At 69.0% G+C, this 21,501-nt stretch carries 21 protein-coding genes and 1 tRNA gene; 14 read left to right on the top strand and 8 right to left on the bottom strand.

The window, feature by feature from the left end; all coding sequences use genetic code 11:
- The first annotated feature begins 27 nt into the window (after positions 1–27).
- From ACIHAO_RS04375 to ACIHAO_RS04360, 4 genes are all read left to right on the top strand, one after another.
- Positions 28–4,494: a DUF6531 domain-containing protein gene (locus ACIHAO_RS04375; RefSeq protein ID WP_396554682.1), complete on the top strand. Its 4,467-nt coding sequence runs from the start codon at positions 28–30 to the stop codon at positions 4,492–4,494.
- Positions 4,495–4,564: 70 nt separating this feature from the next.
- Complete coding sequence (locus ACIHAO_RS04370; RefSeq protein ID WP_396554681.1) at positions 4,565–5,773, top strand: amidohydrolase family protein; 1,209 nt, start codon at positions 4,565–4,567, stop codon at positions 5,771–5,773.
- 166 nt (positions 5,774–5,939) lie between these two features.
- Positions 5,940–6,671, top strand: coding sequence for a dienelactone hydrolase family protein (locus tag ACIHAO_RS04365; protein ID WP_396554680.1), 732 nt, complete (start codon positions 5,940–5,942; stop codon positions 6,669–6,671).
- A 134-nt stretch (positions 6,672–6,805) separates the two neighbouring features.
- Positions 6,806–7,609 (top strand): MarR family transcriptional regulator, encoded by an 804-nt coding sequence (locus ACIHAO_RS04360; RefSeq protein WP_396554802.1) that lies wholly within the window; start codon positions 6,806–6,808, stop codon positions 7,607–7,609.
- Here the strand turns inward: ACIHAO_RS04360 and ACIHAO_RS04355 are convergent.
- Together ACIHAO_RS04355 and ACIHAO_RS04350 are read right to left on the bottom strand one after the other, a co-directional pair.
- Positions 7,577–8,164, bottom strand: a complete 588-nt coding sequence (locus ACIHAO_RS04355; protein WP_396554679.1) for a dihydrofolate reductase family protein — start codon at positions 8,162–8,164, stop codon at positions 7,577–7,579. The two genes, ACIHAO_RS04360 and ACIHAO_RS04355, sit on opposite strands and share 33 nt — an antisense overlap.
- A gap of 133 nt (positions 8,165–8,297) precedes the next feature.
- Positions 8,298–8,630 carry a MerR family transcriptional regulator gene (locus tag ACIHAO_RS04350; protein ID WP_396554678.1) on the bottom strand — a complete coding sequence of 111 codons (333 nt, stop codon included), beginning with the start codon at positions 8,628–8,630 and terminating at the stop codon, positions 8,298–8,300.
- An 812-nt stretch (positions 8,631–9,442) separates the two neighbouring features.
- Here ACIHAO_RS04350 and ACIHAO_RS04345 point away from each other — a divergent pair.
- Positions 9,443–9,703, top strand: coding sequence for a hypothetical protein (locus ACIHAO_RS04345; protein ID WP_396554677.1), 261 nt, complete (start codon positions 9,443–9,445; stop codon positions 9,701–9,703).
- On the opposite strand, the gene ACIHAO_RS04340 is transcribed toward ACIHAO_RS04345, so the two are convergent.
- Positions 9,704–10,582 carry an RNA polymerase sigma-70 factor gene (locus tag ACIHAO_RS04340; RefSeq protein WP_396554801.1) on the bottom strand — a complete coding sequence of 293 codons (879 nt, stop codon included), beginning with the start codon at positions 10,580–10,582 and terminating at the stop codon, positions 9,704–9,706. It lies immediately after the preceding gene.
- Between the two features lie 169 nt (positions 10,583–10,751).
- Between ACIHAO_RS04340 and ACIHAO_RS04335 the strand changes: the two genes are divergently transcribed.
- Genes ACIHAO_RS04335 through ACIHAO_RS04320 form a run of 4 tightly spaced genes read left to right on the top strand, consistent with a single transcriptional unit; the run spans position 10,752 to position 13,542 of the window.
- A complete protein-coding gene (locus ACIHAO_RS04335) occupies positions 10,752–11,231 on the top strand; it encodes a carboxymuconolactone decarboxylase family protein (protein WP_396554676.1) in 480 nt (159 codons plus the stop codon).
- Positions 11,232–11,261: 30 nt separating this feature from the next.
- Positions 11,262–12,008, top strand: a complete 747-nt coding sequence (locus tag ACIHAO_RS04330) for an SDR family oxidoreductase (RefSeq protein ID WP_396554675.1) — start codon at positions 11,262–11,264, stop codon at positions 12,006–12,008.
- A gap of 38 nt (positions 12,009–12,046) precedes the next feature.
- Complete coding sequence (locus tag ACIHAO_RS04325) at positions 12,047–13,180, top strand: cytochrome P450 (RefSeq protein ID WP_396554674.1); 1,134 nt, start codon at positions 12,047–12,049, stop codon at positions 13,178–13,180.
- Positions 13,177–13,542, top strand: coding sequence for a hypothetical protein (locus tag ACIHAO_RS04320; protein WP_396554673.1), 366 nt, complete (start codon positions 13,177–13,179; stop codon positions 13,540–13,542). Before ACIHAO_RS04325 ends, ACIHAO_RS04320 begins: the two co-directional genes overlap by 4 nt.
- A gap of 351 nt (positions 13,543–13,893) precedes the next feature.
- Here ACIHAO_RS04320 and ACIHAO_RS04315 read toward each other — a convergent pair whose 3' ends face one another.
- Genes ACIHAO_RS04315 through ACIHAO_RS04305 form a run of 3 tightly spaced genes read right to left on the bottom strand, consistent with a single transcriptional unit; the run spans position 13,894 to position 15,468 of the window.
- The gene (locus ACIHAO_RS04315; protein WP_396554672.1) at positions 13,894–15,078 is read right to left on the bottom strand and encodes an MFS transporter; all 1,185 of its coding nucleotides are present in this window, start codon (positions 15,076–15,078) and stop codon (positions 13,894–13,896) included.
- A 47-nt stretch (positions 15,079–15,125) separates the two neighbouring features.
- Entirely contained in the window at positions 15,126–15,293 is a 168-nt protein-coding gene (locus tag ACIHAO_RS04310; protein ID WP_396554810.1) for a hypothetical protein, read from the bottom strand.
- On the bottom strand, positions 15,232–15,468 hold the full coding sequence (locus ACIHAO_RS04305; protein ID WP_396554671.1) for a hypothetical protein: 237 nt from the start codon (positions 15,466–15,468) through the stop codon (positions 15,232–15,234). Before ACIHAO_RS04305 ends, ACIHAO_RS04310 begins: the two co-directional genes overlap by 62 nt.
- A 198-nt stretch (positions 15,469–15,666) precedes the next feature.
- On the opposite strand from ACIHAO_RS04305, the gene ACIHAO_RS04300 reads away from it, so the two are divergent.
- The gene (locus tag ACIHAO_RS04300; RefSeq protein WP_396554670.1) at positions 15,667–16,545 is read left to right on the top strand and encodes a LysR family transcriptional regulator; all 879 of its coding nucleotides are present in this window, start codon (positions 15,667–15,669) and stop codon (positions 16,543–16,545) included.
- 141 nt (positions 16,546–16,686) lie between these two features.
- Here the strand turns inward: ACIHAO_RS04300 and ACIHAO_RS04295 are convergent.
- Positions 16,687–16,759: transfer RNA gene (locus ACIHAO_RS04295), tRNA-Lys, on the bottom strand.
- 98 nt (positions 16,760–16,857) lie between these two features.
- Here ACIHAO_RS04295 and ACIHAO_RS04290 point away from each other — a divergent pair.
- The 3 genes from ACIHAO_RS04290 (at position 16,858) to ACIHAO_RS04280 (ending at position 19,877) form a co-directional block, all read left to right on the top strand.
- Positions 16,858–17,397 (top strand): DinB family protein, encoded by a 540-nt coding sequence (locus ACIHAO_RS04290; protein ID WP_396554669.1) that lies wholly within the window; start codon positions 16,858–16,860, stop codon positions 17,395–17,397.
- Between the two features lie 25 nt (positions 17,398–17,422).
- Positions 17,423–18,796, top strand: coding sequence for an adenylosuccinate lyase family protein (locus tag ACIHAO_RS04285; protein ID WP_396554668.1), 1,374 nt, complete (start codon positions 17,423–17,425; stop codon positions 18,794–18,796).
- An 82-nt stretch (positions 18,797–18,878) separates the two neighbouring features.
- Positions 18,879–19,877: a hypothetical protein gene (locus ACIHAO_RS04280; RefSeq protein WP_396554667.1), complete on the top strand. Its 999-nt coding sequence runs from the start codon at positions 18,879–18,881 to the stop codon at positions 19,875–19,877.
- 3 nt (positions 19,878–19,880) lie between these two features.
- On the opposite strand, the gene ACIHAO_RS04275 is transcribed toward ACIHAO_RS04280, so the two are convergent.
- Positions 19,881–20,477, bottom strand: coding sequence for a DUF4383 domain-containing protein (locus ACIHAO_RS04275; protein ID WP_396554666.1), 597 nt, complete (start codon positions 20,475–20,477; stop codon positions 19,881–19,883).
- A gap of 131 nt (positions 20,478–20,608) precedes the next feature.
- Between ACIHAO_RS04275 and ACIHAO_RS04270 the strand changes: the two genes are divergently transcribed.
- Positions 20,609–21,499, top strand: a complete 891-nt coding sequence (locus ACIHAO_RS04270) for a hypothetical protein (protein WP_396554665.1) — start codon at positions 20,609–20,611, stop codon at positions 21,497–21,499.
- The last annotated feature ends 2 nt before the right edge of the window (positions 21,500–21,501 follow it).

Below are 21,501 nucleotides of genomic sequence, written 5' to 3'. Positions count from 1 at the left end.
GGTCCCGAGGCAGAAAGACGGCAACACATGGCGAATCCGCTGGTCGCTGAACGTCAGGACTCCACCAAGGGCCACTCCGGTGTCCCGCTGCTGGAATCGGCGATCGACCTCAAAGAGGGCATCGAAAAGGGCGACTGGGCCGCGGTCGCGATGGGTGCCGTCGGGACCGCTCTCGACGCGCTGTCGATGGCCATGGATCCGTTCGGTTCGATCCTCGCCGCGGGCGTCGGCTGGCTGCTGGAACACGTCGGCCCGCTGTCCGACGCGCTCGACGCCCTGACCGGCGACGCGGATCAGATCAAGGCGCAAGCCGAAACCTGGTCCAACATCGCCAAGGAACTCGGCGCCATCGGCACGGATCTGTCCGATCTGGTCGAGGCCGACCTGAAGACGTGGGCGGGCGACGCCGCCGACCGTTACCGCGAACGGTCCCAGGACACGGTCACCGTGCTCACCGCCGCGCAGAAGGGCTGCGAAGGCGCCTCGAGCGGAGTCAAGACCGCGGGCGAGGTCGTCGCCGCCGTCCGCACGCTCGTCCGCGACATCATCGCCGAACTCGTCGGCCACCTCATCAGCTGGGCGCTGCAGGTGCTGTTCACCCTCGGCATCGGCCTGACCTGGGTGGTGCCGCAGGTCGTGACCGCGGTCGCCAAGACCGCCTCGAAGATCGCCGACCTCACCACCAAACTCGTCAAGGCGCTCAAGGGCCTGATGCCGCTGCTGAAGAAGGCCGACACGCTCTTCGACGACGCCGCCAAAGCCCTGCGCAAGCTTCAGGGCGGCAAGGTGGACGCTCCGCCGCCGCCCAAGACCAAGGGCGGGAACGACCGCGGGATCGACCCCAAGAAGGACAAGGACGACGAAAGCACCACCACCTCCAGCACCGACGGCAACGGCGGTGGTGGCGGCGGCAAGGGCGGCGACAGCGGCACCAACGACAAGGGCAACAACAGCAAGAACGACAACGACCAGACGAACACCAGCGGCACCGGGAACGGCGGCACCCGCGACCGGGGCGGCAACAACGACTCCACGAAGAAGGACGGCAACGGCGACCGGTCGACGTCGTCGGATTCCAAGAACTACTGCGGTGACCCCGTCGACGTCGCGACCGGCGAGGTCGTGATGACCCAGGTCGACGTGACGCTGCCCGGTGACGCGGCGGATCTGGAGCTTTCCCGCACGCATCTGTCGTCCTACGGCGCCGGCCGGTGGTTCGGTCCATCTTGGACGTCCACAATGGACCAAAGATTGGTCTTCGCGGGAAACCGGATCCGGTTCCACGCCGAAGACGGGATGGTGCTGGATTACCCCATCCCGGCCCACGAACCCGTTTTGCCGCGGCAAGGCCCGCGCCATCGGCTGCGCCGCGCTCCGGACGGCTACCGGCTGTCGATCGGCGATCGCGAGCTGCTCTTCGCCGGTGACCGCGGCGTCCTGCCGCTCAGGGCCATCGAACAGAACGGAAGCCGCACGGAGTTCGGCTACGCGGCCGACGGCACGCCCGCGAGCATCCGCCGTGACGACGGCGTCGAACTCGCGATCGGCACCGCGAAGGGGCGGATCGTCGCGCTCGGGGCTCCGGGGCAGCCGCCGCTGGTGAGTTTCTCGTACAACCGGCTCGGCCAGCTGAGCACGGTCACCGACTACGCCGGTCGCCCCATGGCACTCGACTACGACTTCAGCCACCGCCTCGTCGGCTGGCGTGACCGCACGGGCACTTGGTACCGCTACGTCTACGACGACGCCGGCCGCTGCGTCCGCGCCGTGGGCGCGAACGGCTACTACAACGCGACGTTCGTCTACGAGCCCGGCGCGACCCGGCACACCGACGCCCTCGGCCACACGTGGACGTATCGCCTCAATGACGCCAAGCAGCTGATCGAACGCGTCGACCCGCTGGGCAACTCCCGGCGCTACAGCTGGAACCGGCGCGACGAGCTTCTGTCCCAAGTGGACGAACTCGGCCACGAGACCGGCTACGAGTACGGCGACGACGGTGAACTGGTGGCCGTCCACCGTCCCGCGGGCTCCACCGTGCGGCTGACCCACGCCGCCGACGGCGAGGTCCGGCTGTCGGCGGGCGAAGCCCAGCGGGTGGTCCCCGAATTCGACCCGGCCACCACCCTGGCGGGCACCGGGCTGCCGGTGCACATCCCGGACGCGCCGAATCCGCTCGACGACGAACCCGTGACGGACCGCCCCGGCGACCGCGACCTGTTCGGCCGCCCGCGTCTCACGTACACGGCTTCCGGCGGCGAAGCGCGGCTCGGCTGGACGGCCGACGGCCGCCGTGCCTGGCGGCTCGGCCCGCACGGCGGTCGCGAGACGTGGGTGCACGACGCGGAAGGTCACGTCGTCGAGCACCGTGACGCGACGGGTGCCGCGCGGCGGCGCAAGTACGGCCCGTTCGGTCTCGTCATGGAGGAGACCGACGCCGCGGGCGCGCGCACGCTGTACGCCTACGACGGCGAGCTGCGGCTCACCTCGGTGACCAACCCGAACGGCCTCACCTGGCACTACGTCCGCGACGCGGCGGGCAGGCTCGTCGAGGAGGTCGACTACGACGGCCGCCGGATCGGTTACGCCTACGACGCGGCGGGCCGGCTGCTCCGCATGACCAACGGCACGGGTGACGCGACCGAGTACGACTACGACCTTCAGGGCAACATCGTGGCCCGCCGTACCCCGGACGACGTCACGCGGTACGAATACGACGCGCTCGGCAGGATGACCGTCGCCGAGAACGCCGAGTCGCGGGTCGAACTGGTCCACGACGGCGATCAGGTCGTCATCGACACGATCAACGGGCTCGGCGTGTGCCTGCGCCACGACGGCGAAACGCTCGTCCGCCGCACATCGTCCGGTGTGGACAGTGAGTGGCGCTTCACCGAAGCGGGACTGCCGAGTTCCCTGCGGATCGCCGGTCACGAGGTCGGCTTCGCCTACGACGCCGCCGGACGCGAGATCACGCGCAGCGTCGACGGCGCCGTGGTGCTCCAGCGGCGATTCGACGCGGAAGACCGGCTCGCCGAAGAGGACATCGTGGGTGTCGGGCGGCGCGTCTACCGCTACCGCCCGGACGGCAGGCTCGCCGCCGTCGACGACGCGATCCGGCCCTGGCAGCTCTCCTTCGACCCCGCGGGCCGGGTCAGCGAGGCACGCGGGCCCGCCGGGGTCGAACGGTTCAAACATGACGCGGCGGGCAACCTCGCCGTCGACGAGACCCACTACAGCGATGACGAGCGGGGCAGAGTCACCGCCGACCGGTCGTGCGCCTACGAATGGGACCACCTCGACCGGCTGCGTTCCGCGCGCACACCCGACGGCGCGTTCTGGACCTACCACTACGACCCGCTCGGACGGCGGTTCGCCAAACGCCGCTGGCTGCTCGGCCCGGAAGGGGAAGCAGAGCTCACCTTCGACGTCCGGTTCCTGTGGAGCGGGATGAACGTCGTCGAGCGGATGGATTACGACCCCGCCGACGAGTCCTACCGGCTCTTCACCTGGGAGCGCTACGACGACGACCGTCCCGTCGTCCAGGTCGAGCGCACCGGCGCCCTCGAAGACGCCGCCTTCCGTGCCGTGATCACGTCGCCCGCCGGAACGCCGACCGAGTTGCTCGACGAGCACGGCGCGCTGGTCTGGCAGGACCGCAGCAGTTTCTGGGGCGTGCCGTTGCCCGGCGCGGACACCGCGGCGATGCCGCTGGCGTTCCCCGGCCAGCATCGCGACGAGGAAACCGGGCTGCACTACAACGTTTTCCGGTACTACGACCCGCGAACCTCGCGATACCTCAGCCAGGACCCGCTCGGACTCGCCGCCGCGGCCAACCCCGTCGGCTATGTCGAGCAGCCGCTGCTCATCGGCGATCCGCTCGGCCTGGCCGGTTCCTGCGGCAAGACCGGGCCGGGCAGTCAGCAGCGGCCCCAGCCGGCCGGCCCCAGTGCGCAGCCGCCGCCACCGCGAAGGAGCCCGAGGAAACCTCCCATCAACGTCGACAAGATGTCGAAGGAGGAATTCGACAAGTTCAAGCCGAAACTCGACGAGATCCTGAAGGCCGACAAGCACTTCTTCTGGTCCGGCGGCACCAAGAAACGCAAACGCGGCGAAGAGGACGAGTACCTCGGCTCGGTCGAGGAGAAGGCCACCAAGATCGCGAAGCAGAACGGCGGCAACACCCTCGAAGGAACGCTCAAGGACAACAACATCAAGATGCCCGGGTGGATCAACGATCCCCACGACCCGAGGAAACCACTCGTCCAGGAGAAATGGGACTACGTCTCCGAGACCTTCGCCAAGAACTCCAACAAGGACACGCACGTGGTCTTCCCCTACTGGCCGGGCAAGGGACACGACATCTACCCGCATCGCCGCGAGGACAACGTGTTCGACGTGACCGAGTACCCGAGGCTCGAAAAGATGGGGATCGACGACATCACCAAGCACAACGCGGAAACCGGGCACACCCGCCCGTACCGTCACACCAAGTGAGTCACCTGACGTTGCTCCAGCTCCCCCGCTTTGGTATACCAAAGGGAGTGCGTCGAGAAAGGTGTTCACCGTGTTGATCCGTGACGTCCGCCCGTGGGGTGGACAGCACAGCGACGTCGAAGTGGCCGATGGCCGGATCACCGCGGTACGGCCGCACGATCCCGCCGCCACGACGGCACCCGGCACGGTCGACGGTCGCGGGCGGCTGCTGTTCCCGTCGTTCAGCGACGTGCACGTCCACCTGGACTCGACCCGGATCGGCCTGCCGTTCCGGCCGCATACGGGTGCGCCGGGCGTGTGGGCGATGATGCTGAACGACCGCGAGAACTGGCGCGACGCCGAGGTTCCGCTGCCCGAACGCGTCGCCGGGACGCTGGAGCGGATGATCGCCAACGGCACCACGCGGGTGCGCACATACGCGCAGGTGGACGTCGACTGCCGGCTCGAGAAGCTCGACGCCGTACTCGCCGCGAAGGAGCGCTTCGCCAAGCACGCGGACGTCGAGATCATGGCGTTCCCGCAGGCCGGGATCCTGCGCGAACCCGGCACCGTGGACGTGCTGGAGGCCTCGCTGCGGTCGGGCGCCACGGTCGTCGGCGGAATCGACCCGTGCTCACTGGACAAGGACCCCAAGGGGCATCTCGACGTCGTGTTCGGGCTCGCCGAGAAGTACGGCGTCGAGGTGGACATCCACCTGCACGAACCGGGGCACCTCGGCGTCTTCTCGACCGATCTGGTGATCGAACGGGTCCGCGCGCTGGACATGCGCGGCAAGGTGACGATGTCGCACGCGTACGAACTGGGCTCGATCTCGGAGTCGGTGAGCCGCCGCCTGATCGACACCTTCGCGGAGCTGGACATCGCGATGGCCACCGTCGCGCCGTCCGTCGACGGCCAGTTGTCCCTCGCGGACCTCACGACCGCGGGCGTGCGCGTCGGCCTCGGCGAGGACGGCCAGCGGGACTACTGGAGCCCGTACGGCAACTGCGACCTGCTCGACCGCACCTGGCAGCTGGCCTTCACGAACGGTTTCCGCCGCGACGACCTGATCGAAATGGCGCTGGCCGTCGCCACGATGGGCGGCGCGTCGATCATGAGCCACGACGTCCCGCGGCTCGCGGGTATCGCCGACCGGCCCGGCGTGGCCGTCGGCGACCGCGCCGACCTGGTGCTGGTGGACGGTGAGACCCCGACGAGCGCGGTGATGGACCGCGGCAAGGACCGCACGGTCCTGCACGACGGCGTCGTCGTGGCGGACGGGCTTTCGGTGCTCGGTTAAAGCGCTGGCGGACGACGGCCGGCCGCTGCTAACTTGCCGGAGGCCGTGCGAGAGAACGAGGAGGTGGTACCCGTGAACATTTCGACAGGGGTGCTCTCCTCCGGGGTCACGGTCGGACGATAGGTCGTCCGGGAGCGCCGTCCGCGCACTCCCGAAAGGCACGACCATGCACTTCACTTCCGAAAAACGCCTCGAAGACGGCGTCCTCGAACGCGAATTCGTCCTCGGCGAGGTCCCCGGTGTCCTGTGGACGCCCGAGTCCGTGTCCACCCCGGTCCCCTTGATCCTGAACGGCCACCCCGGCGGGCTCCGCAAGATGTACCCGCGGCTCGCGGGCCGGGCGCGGAGCTGCGTGGCGGGGGGCTACGCCGCTGCCACCATCGAACTCCCGGGAGCCGGCGACCGGCCTCCTCTCCCCACCGTCGACGAGGCCCGCGCCGACCTGCGACGGGCACTGAAAGCCGGCGAGCCGGTCACCGGCGACATCGTCGACAGGCTCGTCCTCCCGCTGGTCGAGCAGGCGGTCCCGGAGTGGCGGGCCACCCTGGACGCCCTTCTCGAACTGCCCGAAATCGGCGGCCCGGTCGGCTATTCGGGCGGGGTGATCTCCATCGGCACCAGGCTGGCGGTCGTCGAGCCGCGAATCTCGGCCGCCGTGCTGTTCGCCGGCAGTTACGTGCCTCGCAGCATGCTCGATGAGGCACGGCAGGTGACCATCCCGGTGCACGTCATGCTGCAGTGGGACGACGAAGGCAACGACCGGCAGCACGCCCTTGACCTGTTCGACGCCTTCGGCTCCAAGGAGAAGACGTTGCACGCCAACATGGGCGGGCACACCGGCATCCCACCGTATGAAGCTGAGGCCGCGGGCCGCTTCTTGGCCCGGCACCTGAAGTAGGGCGCGATCGGGCCGCGGCGATACCGGCCGCGGCCCGATGTCGAATCCCGGACGACGCGTTCGTGGAGTAAGTGAGCGGCCGCCACGAGGAGGCCGCCACGACCACAGGGGATGAGATGTCGCTCGCCCGCCGTATGTACGACTTGATCGAGCCCATCGGCCTGGTGCCCTACTTCGCCGACGAGTCGGACGAAGCCTTGATGGCGCTGGGCCTGCGCAACCAGTGGGACGCCTATTTCGCCGGGCGGGCCGCGCCGTTCGGCCGGTCGGTTCCGGCCGAGGTGATCCACGCGATCTTCTACAACTTCGCCCCCGGCGAGGTGGCGCGTCACATCCCGCGGGTCTGGGAGCTGACCACGCCCGAAGAGGCGCTGGCCGCCCGCGAGCGGGGATGCGTCACCGGAATCCGGCGGATCCTCGGCGACCTCGCCGACGACCCCGGTGTCGCGCGCGCCGGCGACCTGCTGATGACAGCCGCGACCAGCGCACCGATCGAGGGACGCGCCCTCTACGCCGCCCTTCGCACCGTTCCGGCCCCGGAAGAACCCGTGGCCCGGCTGTGGCACGCGGCCAACTTGCTGCGCGAGCACCGCGGCGACGGCCACACCGTCGCCTTGGTGACCGAGGGCATCGGCGGGACCGAGGCCCACGTGCTGCACGCCTTGTCCATCGACATGCCCGCGAAGGAGTTCGGCCGGGTCGGCCACCTCCCCGCCGCGCAGCTCACCGCGGTCATCGACGGTATGCGCGACCGCGGTCTGGTCGGGACCGACGGCTGGCTCACCGCCGACGGCCGGGCCGCGAAGGAACGGGTCGAAGCGCTGACCGACAAGCTCGCGGAAGCGCCGTACAACGCCTTGAGCCCCGGCGAACTCGACCGCCTCGTCACCGACCTCGAACCGGCCTCAGCGGTTCTCCGTGCGGCCTTTCCCTGGTAGCCGCCCGACGCGATAGCGCAGGTGGGTAGCGGTCCCGGCGACGGGTTCGCCCTGCGGGACCAGCTCGCCGAGGTTCCCGGCGAACACGGCGGTCCCCTGCCCCAGCACCACTGGGGAGAGGTGGAGATAGATCTCGTCGAGCAGACCCAAGGCGAGCAGTTGCCCGGCGACGTCTGCACCCAGCACGAGTACGTCCTTGTCGCCCGCGGCTTCCTTGGCGCGCCGGACCGCGGCCTCCAGCCCGTCGAAGGCGAACGTGCCGCCGTTGTCGCCGAGCAGGTCTTCCCTGGTCCGATGGGTGACCACGAAACTCGGGACGCCAGGCCACGGCGTTCCGCCCCACGGCCGCAGACCGAGGTCGAAGGTGTGTCTCCCGATGACGGTCGCCCCGGCCATCGCGTTCACTTCGTCGCGAACGCGGGCGTCGGGCCCTTCACCGGCCATCCATTCGTGCAGTCGTTCGCCGCCGTCACCCATGGGCTCGTCGGCCCGCACGTTCGGTCCGGCGGTGAATCCGTCCAGCGACATCGACACGTCCAGCACCACCTTGCTCATCGCAAGGCCTCCTTCGCTCCTGGGGCGCCGCTGCCCGGCGCTTCAGGAGGGGGTCGGAGCCGAGCCGTCCGTTTCGACATCCACGCCCGAACGCCCTCGTCCTGTCCGGACAAGGGCGTTCTCAGCAGGGTTTTCAGTCCTCGGCGCGGAGTTCGGCGTTCGCGCGCTGGGCTTCGTGGAGCTGATCCTCAAGGGTGACGATGCGGCAGGCGGCATCGACGGCGGTGCCCTGATCCACCAGTTCCCGCACCCGCGCGGCCAGGCGAAGCTGGTACCGGGAGTAACGGCGATGGCCGCCGGCGGAACGCTGCGGGGTGATCAGGCCGGCCTCGTCGAGGCTGCGAAGGAAGCCTTGAGTGGCGCCGAGCATGTCGGCGGCACGGCCCATCGTGTAGGCGGGGTAATGCTCGTCATCGAACCTGTCGGCCCCGCTGGGCGTGGCCGGTCCTTCTTGGTCAGGGATCATTCCACCTCCACATCACAAAGGACCCCGGGTGCCGAAACGGCACCCGGGGTCCTCAGGGTTGGGTTTCACCATTGTCTACCGGCGCGACCGCCGGCTTCCTGCACCCGCGTCCGGTGAACAACCGGATTGCGCGGGGATCGCTGATTCGTGACCGCGAACCACCTCCGTACTCGATGGAACTACGGCACCCGCGCGGCGCTACCTTGCCGCTGCGGGCGATCCAATGATGTCGCCGTTCCCTTCTTTCCTGTGTTTTCACCTTGCTGGGTACTGCTACTTCACCTACTGCGAGCGACACTGCCGGAACCCTTTCACTGATCGGTCCCAGCACGCTGACGCCGCTGGTCACTGCCCGGAGCCCTGTTCACCGATCGGCTCCGGCCACCTGACCGGTCCTGCAACTGCACTGCTTACTTACTGCAACTTCTGACTACTTACTTCACTACTGCTTACTTACTGACTTACTGAACTACTGACTTACTGCGACTACATGTTCTTCACGGGCGCGACTGCTCCGCCCGCGTCCTGCACTTTCCTTCCAGGGCCGGTACTACCTGGTCGAACCTTCTTCACAACACGGCCCTGAGATCCTGCTCCCGATCACCGTCCGGGACCTGTTCCTTGATCGGCCCCGTGCCGCCTGACCGGCTTGTCTCACCTCGCGGGTAGTTACGTCATCTCCCGCGCCTGCTTGACGTTGTCTTTCTCGGTACGAGGAGAACATTACACACACCCGGCGTTGAATGTCTACCCCAGCCAGCATAGATTTTCTGAAGCGCGTCGGACGGGTGAACGCAGAAGGGGAGACGACCATGAGTGACGACCTCGCCGGGGATTCGCTCGACGAGCGGTACGGCCTGGCTGTGGTGCGCGACCTGGAGGAATACGCCGAAACGCTGTCACGGCTGGTCGAGAAGGGGCTCCAGGACCGGCCCGCGCCACTGCTCTCCGAGGCCGAGGCCTACGCGGCGGCGGAACTCCTCGGCCGGTTCGCGCTCGATGAACCTTGGAGCGCCTTGAACCAGCTGGCCGCCACCCTGGCCAGCCGGATCTACAACCGTCTCGGCGCCTGATCACCGGCTGACCGGGATCTCCCGCTCCACATTCGCCAGCTTCTCCGGATTGCGCACGTGGTAGGCGCCGGTGACCAAGCCGTTCTCGACCCGCACCGCCAGCACGCCGTCGATCTCCCCGTCGACACGGATGAGCAGCCCCGGTCCACCGTTGATCTGAACCGGCTCGACCGACCTTTCCGCGTCCCGTTTCCACCAGCCGACGGCCAGCAGACGCGCCACCTTGTCCACGCCCACGACCGGCCGCAGCAGGGCGTGTTTGACCCCGCCGCCGTCGCTGAGGGCGACGACGTCCGGCGCGAGGATGTCGAGCAAACCCTGCAAGTCGCCGGTTTCGACCGCTGCCTGGAAGGCCTGGAGCGCGGCCCGGTGTTCGGCGGGAGAGCCGGCGCCACGCGGCCTGCGCGCGGCGACGTGCGCCCGCGCCCGATGCGCGATCTGGCGCACGGTACTTGGAGTTTTGCCGACCGCTTCGGCGATCTCGTCGTAGTCGAGCGCGAAGACCTCGCGTAGCACGAACACCGCTCGCTCGGTCGGCGCGAGCGTCTCGAGCACCAGCAGCATCGCCATCGAGACGCTGTCGGCCAGCTCGACGTCCTCGGCCACGTCCGGCGCGGTCAGCAGCGGCTCGGGCAGCCACGGGCCGACGTAGGACTCCTTGCGCCTGCCGAGCGTCCGCAGCCGTTTGAGCGCTTGCCGGGTGGTGATCCGGACCAGGAACGCACGCGGGGCCAGCACCGTCGCGAAGTCCACGCCGACCCACCGCATCCACGTCTCCTGCAGGACGTCCTCGGCGTCGGTGGCCGAACCGAGCATCTCGTAGGCCACGGTGAAAAGCAGGTTGCGATGGGCCACGAACGCCTCGGTGGCCGACTCCATGGCGGTGTCTCTTTCGATCGTCACCGGTTCCTGCCTTTCTCGAGCGTGCCCATACGACCCCGGCCCTCCTCCTTTTGTGACGGTGGCTTGCGTCACAAGGCCGACCTGTCACGGGGATCGCGTCGCCGGGATCTCTTGGTCGCAACGCCAAAGAGAAAGGAAACCCGCCATGCCCCCGCGGTCACGCATGCCCAACCCGATCCCCTTCGTACCCGAGATGGCCGAAGTCGCCGGCGGCCTGCACAAGGTCCTCAAGAACGGCGCGATCCCCTCCACGACCATCAGCCTGCTGCAACTGCGCGCCGGACAGCTGCTCGGCAGCACGTACTTCACCATTCGCGAAACCGGCAATCTCCGCCAGGCCGGGGAGCCCGAGGAGCGCATCACCGGGGTGGCGACCTGGCATGACGCCACCTGCTTCACCGACCCCGAACGTATCGCGCTGGAGCTCGTGGAGGCCGTCCTCACCCCGAATCCGTCCGGCGAACGTGTCCCCGACTCGTTGTACGCCAAGGCATCCGAGTGCTACGACGCCAAGGCGCTCTGGACGCTCGTCATGGCGATCGCGCATATCGGCTTCTTCGCCCCCGCCGCGCTCATCGCCAAGCCGATTCCCGGCATGCCGCCCGGCCTCAACTACACCGACTGACTTCCCCACCCTCGAGAAAGGTTCTGGATCATGAGCAAGTTCGCAGTGGCCGGCGCGACCGGACGGCTGGGGCAGCACGTCGTCGACGTCCTCGCCGAACGAGGACACCACGTCGTGCCGATGTCCCGCGCCACCGGCGTGGACATCATCACCGGTGAGGGGCTCGCCGAAGCACTCGGCGGCGTCGACGTCATCATCGACGTCGCCTCATGGCACGGCTCCGAGCAGGAGGCGGCGACGGAGTTCTTCCGCACCTCGGCCCGCAACCTGCACGAAGCGGGCCGCCAGGCGGGAGTCGCCCGGATCGTGGCGGCGTCCATAATCGGCGCCGACAAGGCCACCGCCGGTTTCATCGCCGCCAAGAAGGTGCACGAGGAACTCCTTCTGGCGGGCCCTCTCCCCGTCCGCCTCCTGCGGGCCGCACAGTTCCACGAGTTCGTCGGCCAGCTCCTGGACTGGCAGCAGAGCGACGTCGTCCACCTGCCCGCCCTGCCCACGCAGCTCGTGGCCTGCCGCACCGTCGCGGAGGAACTGGTCGACCTCGCCGTCGACCCGAGCGACCCGGGAACGCCGATCCCCGAAATCGCGGGGCCACGCAAGGAGATCATGGCGGACGCCGCCCGCCTCCTCGGCGCCCGCCGGGGCATCGAAGTCATCGGCGTCGACGGCTCCGGCATGCCCGACGCCGACATCGCCGCCGCCGGCGGCTTCCTGCCCAGCCCGCACGCCAAGCTCGCGGGACCCACGTTCTCAGAGTGGCTCGACGCCCAGTCCTGAACGGAAGGCAGAAGATGACCGAAACCATGCCGCTTCACATGCGAAGGAACGGTCTCGACCCGATCGGGGAATTGGCGCGGGCTCGCGACGGCGAGGGGGTCGTACAAGTCGAGACGCCGTTCGGCGTGCCCGCGTACCTGGTCTGCCGTAAGGAAGACGTCCGCCAGGTGCTGGCGGATCCGGCCCGGTTCAGCAGCGCCACGCCGCTGACGGGAGCCGGACAAGACGACGTCACGGCGGGACAGCTGATCAGGCTCGACCCGCCCGACCACACGCGCCTGCGACGGCTGCTCACCCCGGAGTTCACCGTACGGCGGATGAACAGACTCGAGCCGCGGATCACCGAGATCGTCGAAGCGGCCCTGGACAACCTGGAGCAAGCCGGTGAACCCGCCGATCTGGTGGCGCACTTCGCGTTGCCGGTGCCGTCGCTGGTGATCTGCGAACTGCTGGGCGTCCCGTATGCCGACCGCGGCGAGTTCCACGCGCGCGCCGCGCGGATCCTCGACACGTCGTTGCCGGTGGACCAGCGGGTCGCGGCGCAACGGGAGGACCACGACTACATGGCGGGCTTGGTCGCCCGCGCCCGGGCGGATCCGGGCGAGGACATGCTGGGCATGCTCGTCCGCGAGCACGGCGACGAGCTCACTTCGGATGAGCTGACCGGCATCGCGGGGCTTCTGCTGCTCGCCGGACACGAGACGACCGCGAACATGCTCGGCCTCGGCACCCTGGCCCTGCTGTGGCATCCCGATCAGCTGACCTTGCTCCGCGAGGATCCCGGCCTGATCGAGCCCGCCGTCGAAGAACTGCTGCGCTGGCTTTCCGTCGTCCAGTCGCTGCCGCCGCGGACGACCACGACGGACGTGGAGGTCGGCGGGCACCGCATCCCCGCCGGATCGCTCGTGATCTGCTCGATCCCGGCCGCCAACCGCGACCCCGCCCTGATCGACGATCCCGAGACCCTCGACATCACCCGGGGAACGACCGGCCACGTCGCCTTCGGACATGGCGCCCACCATTGCCTGGGGGCACCACTCGCACGCATGGAACTGCGCATCGCCCTCCCGGCACTGCTGCGGCGCTTCCCCCGGCTCGCCTTGGCAGGCCAAGTGGAATTCCGCGAGTTCAGCCTCGTCTACGGCGTGCGCGCTTTGCGGGTGACGTGGTGAACGTGCGGTTCTTCGGCCTGCTGAAGGCGAGCACGGTGTTCCTCGCGGCCACGCTGCTGGTGCAGGGGATCACCGCCGGCCAGCTCCTTTCCGGCGGGAGCGGCGGGTTGCACCACGCCACCGGCCCCTTCGTCACCGTGGCGATGGTGTTCCAGATCGTCGCCGCGGTTTTGGTATGGCGGGTCGGCAACGGATCGGCGCGGTATCTGGTCGTCAGCACGGTTCTTTTGGTGTTGGTGAGCGTGCAGTTCCTGGTCGGCGGCAGCGGTGATCTCGCCGTCCATGTGCCGCTTGGGGTGGCGTTGTTCGGGGCGAGCACGGTGCTGGTGGCGCAGGTTTGGGCGCCTCGCGCCAGGGAGTGAGCGCGTTGGTTCTCGACCGGTGACGTGATCTTGGCCTGGGTGGCCCACTAAGCGTCGACCTGGCGAAAGAGTGGGCCGCCTGGGGCTCGAACCCAGAACCTGAGCGACGGCGACCCCGCAATGTCAACCTCGCGTCGCCCCGCTCCTGACGCCGCTTCCGTGGTCCACGCGGTGAATTCCCGATTAGCGCCCATATCGCGGGTTGCGCCCGACCAGGGTCGAAGGCTCCCTTCACCACATCAGACGCGGTGAAGGGAGCCTTCACCCACCACCAATCGGAGCCAGCGTGCTCCAACGATGGTCAGCTCAAGAGGCACCGGCTGTGCATGCTGGTGTTGACGTGTGCCCCTTTCAGGCGTGCGCGGCGTCGCGGTGCGAGCCGAAGGCGGTCAGCAGTGCGGTCACCGTCAGCGCGACGCCGAACCACACCGCGCCGGTGGCCCCGAAGCCGCCCGCGAACAGTCCGCCGAGCAGCGCGCCGAGTGCGATCGAGATGTTGTATCCCATCGTGTTGAGCGACATGGCGGCCTCGAAGGTGTCCGGGGCCGCGGCGAGCATCATGTTGACCTGGCAGAGGTTGGCGGCGCCGAAGGAGACTCCCCACACCACCACGGCGGCGGCCACGCCCGCCAGGCTGCCGCCGAACACCAGGAGCAGCAGCAACGAAACGACGAGTCCGGCGCAGGCGACGACAAACGTCGCGCGCATGTTCTTGTTGACCGTGTGCCCGGCGACGAAGTTGCCGACCGCGCCGCCGACCCCGAACACGATCAGCAGCCCGGTCACCCACGCCGTCGACGCCCCGGCGCGCTGCTCCATGAAGGGGCGGATGAACGTATACGCGCCGAAGTGCCCGAGCACGTAAAGCGCGACGGTGGTCATCACGACCCGCAGCCGCCCGTTCCGGATCGGCAGCGCGAACACCTCCCGCACCGGGATGGCGCTCTGGGACGGCAGTGACGGAAGCGTGAGCACGATGGCCAAAAGCACCGCCAGGCTCAGGCCGCTCCAGATGAGGAACGTGGTGCGCCAATCGGTGAGGCTCTCGATGAACGTGCCCAGCGGCATGCCCACGACGGTGGCGATCGACATGCCGGAAAGGACGACCGCGGCGGCCTTGCCTGCCTTCTTGCCGGGGACGAGCCGCATCGCCATGGCGACACCGATCGCCCAGAAAACGCCGTGCGCGAACCCGGTGACGAGCCGGGCGGCCAGGATGATCGGGAAGTTCGGCGACACGGCCGTGACGAGGTTGCCGACCGCCATGATCGCCAGCAGCGTGGTGAGGAGGGCGCGGCGATTCACTGTGCGGCTCCACGCGACCAGGAACGGCACCCCGACGCCCGCGGAAATGCCGTACAGCGTCACCATCATGCCCGCGAGGCCGACGGAGACGGACAATCCCGCGCTGACCGGGGTGAGCAGCCCGATGGGCATCAGCTCGGTGGTGACGAAGACGAACAAGCTCGCGGTGATGGCCGCGACGCCCAGCCACGCCCGGAACTGTGAGTGCGGTTCAGTACTGACAGTGGTCATACGTGTCCTTAAGAACGTCCCCGCACGAGCGGGGAAAGAGGGCGGGGTCAGGAGAAGGTGGGTTCGCGGTCGCGGCTCAGCTCGAAGAACCCGTCCCACAGCGCGCCTGCTCCCGGCGCCGCGCGGCGCCGGGACCGAAGAACGCGATCCGATTCACCGGCGGGGCCGGGAACGTGGGTGACCGGGGTGCCCACGCCGCCGCCGATCGGAGCCATCCCGCGTGGTGGCCGGCGCGCAACGCCGTGCCGTAATCGGCAGGGCGACGGCATGCGGTGCGGCGAGTATCAGGCCCCGGCCCAGCCGGGCCCTCGAGATGGATCCGCACCCGATCGCTTCGTACAGCGGGCGCTGCACCGCTTCCCCGTGCTGTTGTGCCGCGGCGACGCACATCCGCGCCGGGCCCCGGCCCCCGAGTCACACCTCTTTGTTCTCGTTGAGCACCGAGCGGCTCATGGTTGTGGAACGTGTCCGCACGAGTTCACCTCCGAAGTCCCGATGTGGCCTTGCCACGACTCGAGTCTTGCGGCACCCTGACGATGAGTCCAACGCAATGTTGGCACTCCAGCGATGCCGTGTCAGCATTGACAAATGGAGCTCCAGCAGATGCGTTACGTCCTCGCCGTCGCCGAGACGAACAGCTTCACCCGCGCCGCGGAGCAGTGCCTGGTCGTCCAGTCGGCGCTAAGCCGCCAAATCGCCGCCCTCGAACGGGAACTGGGCGCACGACTGTTCGACCGCACCAGCCGCCATGTGCGCATCACCCCGGCCGGGAAGGCATTCGTGGCCGCGGCCCGCGAGAGCCTCAACGCCGCGGAGCGGGCGGCCGCCGACGTCGCGGCGGTGACCGGCGAGGTGCGCGGCAGACTCGCCCTCGGCCTCATCCCCACCGTGGCCGCCGTCGACGTCCCGGACGCGCTGAGCCGGTTCCGCGACAGGTATCCCCAGGTCCAACTGAACATCCGCGTCGGCGGGAGCGAAGAACTCACCGAGCAGGTCAGACAGGGCCGGATCGAGGTCGCCTTCCTCGGCTTGCCCACCAGCGTGCGACCGGTGGGCGTCAACGCTCGTGAACTCGCCCGGGACCGACTGGTCGCCGTCGTCGCCCCCGACCACCCGCTGGCGGGCGAACCAGCCGTCGACCTCGCCCGGCTCTCCACCGAGACCTTCATCGACCTGCCGCCGCACTCGGCCGCGCGGGCGCAGTCGGACGAGGCGTTCGCCGCCGCGGGTCTGAACCGTGAGGTCGCGTTCGAGGTCACCACCGCGGATTTCATGATGGCCCGGCTCGTGCGGAGGGGGCTGGCGATCGCGCTGCTGCCCTCGACCTACGTCCCCTACCTGACCGGCCTGGCCACCGTCGAGATCACCGACGCACCTGTGCGCGTCGAGTACCTCATCTGGAGCGGCGTCGGACGCACCCCGGCAGCGACCGCGTTCCTCGATCTGCTGGACCTATCGGACCGCTGAGTACCGGGGGATGCCTGCGCTCGCGCAACACCATCCGGAACGCAGGTCTGAGCACCCACAGAGCCCAGCCAAGACCATGTCAAGTCGTACAAGATCCACAACCAAGAACATCCCCGCTGGTCAGCGAGGATGTCGAGTGAGTGGGCCGCCTGGGGCTCGAACCCAGAACCTACGGATTAAAAGTCCGCAGCTCTACCAATTGAGCTAACGGCCCGTGCGGCTGAGTCTAGTAGACCGCCGCCGACCACCAGGATGGCGGGGCCGCCGCCGGAGCGCCACGGAATTGTCGGGGGTCTCTGCCAAGGTCGGGGCATGGACACGATCCCTGACGAGAACTACTCGGCCACGTGGGAGGGCGACCGTTCAGAGCCTCCGCGGGTGGCGAGTGAGCGCGAGATCTTGACGTCCACGCTCGACTGGCATCGTCGCACGTTCGAGCTGAAGTGCCGGGGTCTGACGCCGGAGCAGCTGGCTCTGCGGGCGATCGAGCCGTCGGGGTTGTCGCTGCATGGGCTGCTCAGGCACCTCACGGGCACTGAGCGCTGGTGGTTCCGCCTGCAGTTCGCGGGTGAGGACGTCCCGATGCTCTATTACTCCGACGAGTGGCCTGAGCAGGATTTCGAGGACACGGGTGGCGACGTCGAGGCCGCGTGGGCGGCTTGGCGTGAGGAGTGTGCGCGGTCGCGGGAGATCGTGGCGGCCGCTTCGCTCGAAGACACGGGCAAGAGCCGACGTGACGGGAAGCCGTTCTCGCTGCGGTGGCTGCTGACGCATCACATCGCCGAGTACGCGCGCCACGCCGGGCACGCTGATCTGCTGCGCGAGCGCATCGACGGGAGGACGGGCCACTGAGACCTTGAAATGCGATGCTGGGGCGATGAACGCCGATCCCGACTCCGGCCTTTTGTCCCCGGTCCGTGCCGGCACGCCCGCCGAGGCGGCGACGGGTGATCTCGCCTGGTTGCGGGCCCTTCTGGACACGGAGGCGGCGCTCGCCAGGGCGCAGGCCGGCACGGGGCTGATTCCGCAGGCCGCCGCGGAGGCGATCACCGAGGCCGCCGCGTCGGTCGAGATCGACGTGGTCGCGTTGGCGAAGGCGGCCCGTGAGACGGCGAATCCGGTCGTGGGGCTGATCAAGGAGCTGACCGAGGCGGCCGGGACGGAGTACGTGCATCGCGGCTCCACCAGCCAGGACATCTTCGACACCGCGATGATGCTGGTCGCCGCGCGGACCCGGGCGCTCGTCACCGCGGACCTCGAGGCGACGGCGAACGCGCTGGCGGATCTCGCCCGCGCGCATCGCGACACGATCATGGCCGGGCGCACCCTCACGGCCCACGCGGTCCCGACCACGTTCGGGCTCAAGGCGGCGGGCTGGCGTCAGCTGGCTCTCGACGCGCTCGACAGGCTGAACCGCGTCGTCCTGCCGGTCTCGCTCGGGGGCGCGGCGGGCACGAGGGCGGCGTACGCCGAGTACGCGCGGCTCGCCGAGCTGCCCGACGGCTATCCGCAGCGGCTTCAGACGGCGTTCGCCGAGGAGACCGGCCTCGCCGAGACCACGCTCCCCTGGCACACGCTCCGCACCCCGACGGCCGACCTCGCGGCCGCTCTCTCCTTCACCGCCGCCGCGCTGGGGAAGATCGCGGTCGACGTTCAGTTCCTGACGCGCACCGAGGTCGGGGAGGTCACCGAGCCCGCGGGCGAGGGCCGTGGCGGTTCCTCGGCGATGCCGCACAAACGCAATCCGGTGCTAGCGACGCTGATCCGTTCGGCCGCGTTGCAGGTCCCGGTGCTGGCCACCGGCGTCACCCAGGCCCTGCTCTCCGAGGACGAACGGTCCGCGGGCGCGTGGCACGCCGAGTGGCAGCTGCTGCGCGAGTGCCTGCGCCTGACCGGCGGCGCCGCGCATACGGCGGCCGAGCTCGCCCGCGGTCTGGTCGTCGACGACGACCGCATGCGCGAGAACCTCGGCTTCACGCACGGCCAGATCGTCTCCGAGCGGCTTTCGACGGTGCTCGCCCCGCTGCTCGGGAAGGCGCGGGCCAAGGAGGTCCTCGGCCAGGCGTCCAAGCTGGCGCTGGAGCAGGACAGGGCTCTCGGTGACGTACTTTCCGAACTGCCGGAGATAACCGGAGTGCTCTCCGCGGAATCCCTCGCCGACCTGCTGGATCCCGCGAACTACACCGGTTCGGCCGGGGTGCTCACGGACGCCGCGCTGGAGGTCCGCGAAGAAAATCCGCGAACTCCTTGAACCGGTCCCGCGAGGGCTCCGTGTAGGGGGTACAAGCTCACCGCGCCAAGCCGCGGAACCCCTACGAACAAGGAGAAATCCCATGCTTCGCAAGCGTTTCGTCGTCGCAGCGGCGTCCGCGGCCGTGGGCCTGGTGGTGTTGTCGGCCTGCTCCGGCGGCACCGAGACGGCGGCGCCCGCGGTCGCTCCCGCCGCCGCGGTGGCCGGGGCGGGCGGGAACGCCCCGGCGGCCAAGGGCGAGACCAAGGTGGCCGTGGCCGAAGCCGGGAACCTCGGCCAGGTGCTCGTCGACAAGGACGGGTTCACGTTGTACCGCTTCGACAAGGACAGCGCGAAGCCGCCGAAGTCCACTTGCGACGGTGACTGCGCGAAGGCTTGGCCGCCGGTGCTCGCGGAAGGCGAGGTCCAGATCGAAGGTGTGGATCAGGCCCTGGTCGGCGAGCTGACCCGCGCCGACGGCCGCAAGCAGGTGACCGTCGGCGGCTGGGCGCTTTACCGCTACGCCAAGGATGCGAAGGCGGGCGAGGCGAAGGGCCAGGGCGTCGGCAGCACCTGGTACGCCGCGAACGTCAAGGGCGGCAAGGCGGGCCAGGCGGCGAAGGAGGCCGAGGCGGCTCCGGCCGACAAGAAGGCAGAGCAGAATGCGGACGGCGCCACGAAGCTGGTCGCGAGCAACGTCGACGGCATCGGACCGGCCATTGTGGACCAGGAGGGGTTCACCCTCTACATGTTCACCAAGGACAAGAAGAACAAGCAGCCGACCTGCAACGGTGACTGCGCGAAGGCCTGGCCGCCGGTGCTCGCCGAGGGCGACGTCCAGCTCGAAGGCATCGACCAGAAGCTGCTCGGCACGGTGAAGCGCGCGGACGGCACCACGCAGGTCACCGTCGGCGGGTGGGCCGTCTACCGCTACGCCAAGGACGCGAACGCCGGCGAGGCGAACGGTCACGGCGTCGGCGGCACCTGGTTCGTCATCGAGCCCGCGGGCTGCAAGAGCACCGCGCCGGTGAAGAACAAGGCGGCACAGAGCGGGAACGCCTCCGAGAAGAAGGAAGACGCTCCCGCCCAGTCCGGTTACTGAGACCTAGTGGGCGAGGCCCGGTGGTCGCTCTTCGCGAGCGACGGCCGGGCCTTTCTCATGCTTCGGCCGTCGCGGATCGTCGTGGACGGGCTGGACGACCGTGGCGCTGTCCGCCCGGTCCCCGGCCACTGTTTCGTCCTCGTCCTCCGGCAGCAGCACCTTGTGCCGCGCGGGCAGGAACGCGATCACCAGCCCGAGTGCGGCGAGGCCGAGGTGCAGCCAGTTGTCCGGCCCGTTGAGGTTGAACGGGTTCCCCGCCTGTGACACCGGGTTCGTGGATACGGTCCCGGCGATCATGAGGCCCCAGACGAACAGCGCCCCGAAGGCGACGAACGTCAGGAAACCGAAGGCCCGGGACCGGCCAGAGCCGAAGGTCAGCAGAAGACCGATCGCGCCCAGCAGGACGAACCCGAGGTTGTAGAGCGGGTTCACCGAGAATCCGAGAACGGTCTCGTCGTGACGGCCGGCGAAATCGGCGAGCCCGGTCCTGGTGAAGCCCACGATCCCGAACACCAGGAATGCCAGGCTCGCCAGGCCGGCGAGGACCTGGGCGGGTTGGAGTCCCGCCGTTCGGATCCGAGCGCGTTGTGCACGTGCCATTGCTCCGCCTCCCAGAGTTGGCGAACTGAATTCACGCTGGAGCCCGGGTACCCCGAGGCCCTCCCGGGCAAACCGAGGCGGCCGAATGGCCTAGCCGTGAACACGAAAGGGTGATGCGGGCAAGAACTCGTGTGGGCAAAGCAAGCGGGGTCTTCCTCCTGGTGGGGCTGTGCCTGGGTGCGATCGTCGCGATGACGCTGGTTCCGCCGTCGCGTTCCGGTCCGGCGGCGATCGCGGCGTCGAGGGCCGCGGCGCTGACGATCGAGGACGAAGCGGTGCCGGCCGAATCCCCGCCCCCGTCCTCCTCGGCGGTGCCGGGTCCACCGCCGAGGACCGTCGACATTCAGGCCCTCGCGGACCTCGTCCCCGGCGGGCAGGTGAGCGTGGCCGTCTACGACCGCACGGCCGAGAAGACCACGGTTTCCCTCAAATCCGAGCGTTCCTACACCTCGGCGTCGCTCGTGAAGCTCCTCATCGCGCTGGAAGCGCTTCATGCGGGCACACCGGCGAGCACCGTGCAGCAGATGCTCTCGGCCAGCGACGACGACATCGCCAGCAGGCTGTGGTCGGCCCACGGCGGGCCGGTCATCGTCACCCGGTGGGCGGCCAAGATCGGCCTCGCCGGCACGCGTCCGCCCGAGGATCCCGGCCGCTGGGGTGACACCAGGATCACCGCCGCGGACGTCGTGAAGATCTACCGCTACCTGCTGGACCAGGCGGGCGCGGGCACGCGGGCGACGATCATGCGCGCGTTGAGCGGCGCGACCGAGAGCGGCTCCGACGGGATCCGGCAGTACTTCGGCATCCCCGACGCCGTCGGCAGCCTTCCCTGGTCGATCAAGCAGGGCTGGGCGTGCTGCCGCGGTTCCCGGATCCTGCACAGCTCCGGCGTCGTCGGCGAAGAAGACCGCTACCTCGTCGTCGTACTGACTTCCCAACCGACGTCCACCACCTATTCCGGCGCCGGAAAGCGGGTGACCGACGTGGTGGAGGCACTGCTCCCCGCTATTGACGGCCTGTAAAC

It is taken from the genome of Amycolatopsis sp. NPDC052450 (assembly GCF_044547565.1).
In the GTDB taxonomy this organism is placed as follows: domain Bacteria; phylum Actinomycetota; class Actinomycetes; order Mycobacteriales; family Pseudonocardiaceae; genus Amycolatopsis.
Note: the sequence above shows the minus strand (reverse complement) of the source record. Positions and strands in the feature narration are given on the sequence as shown.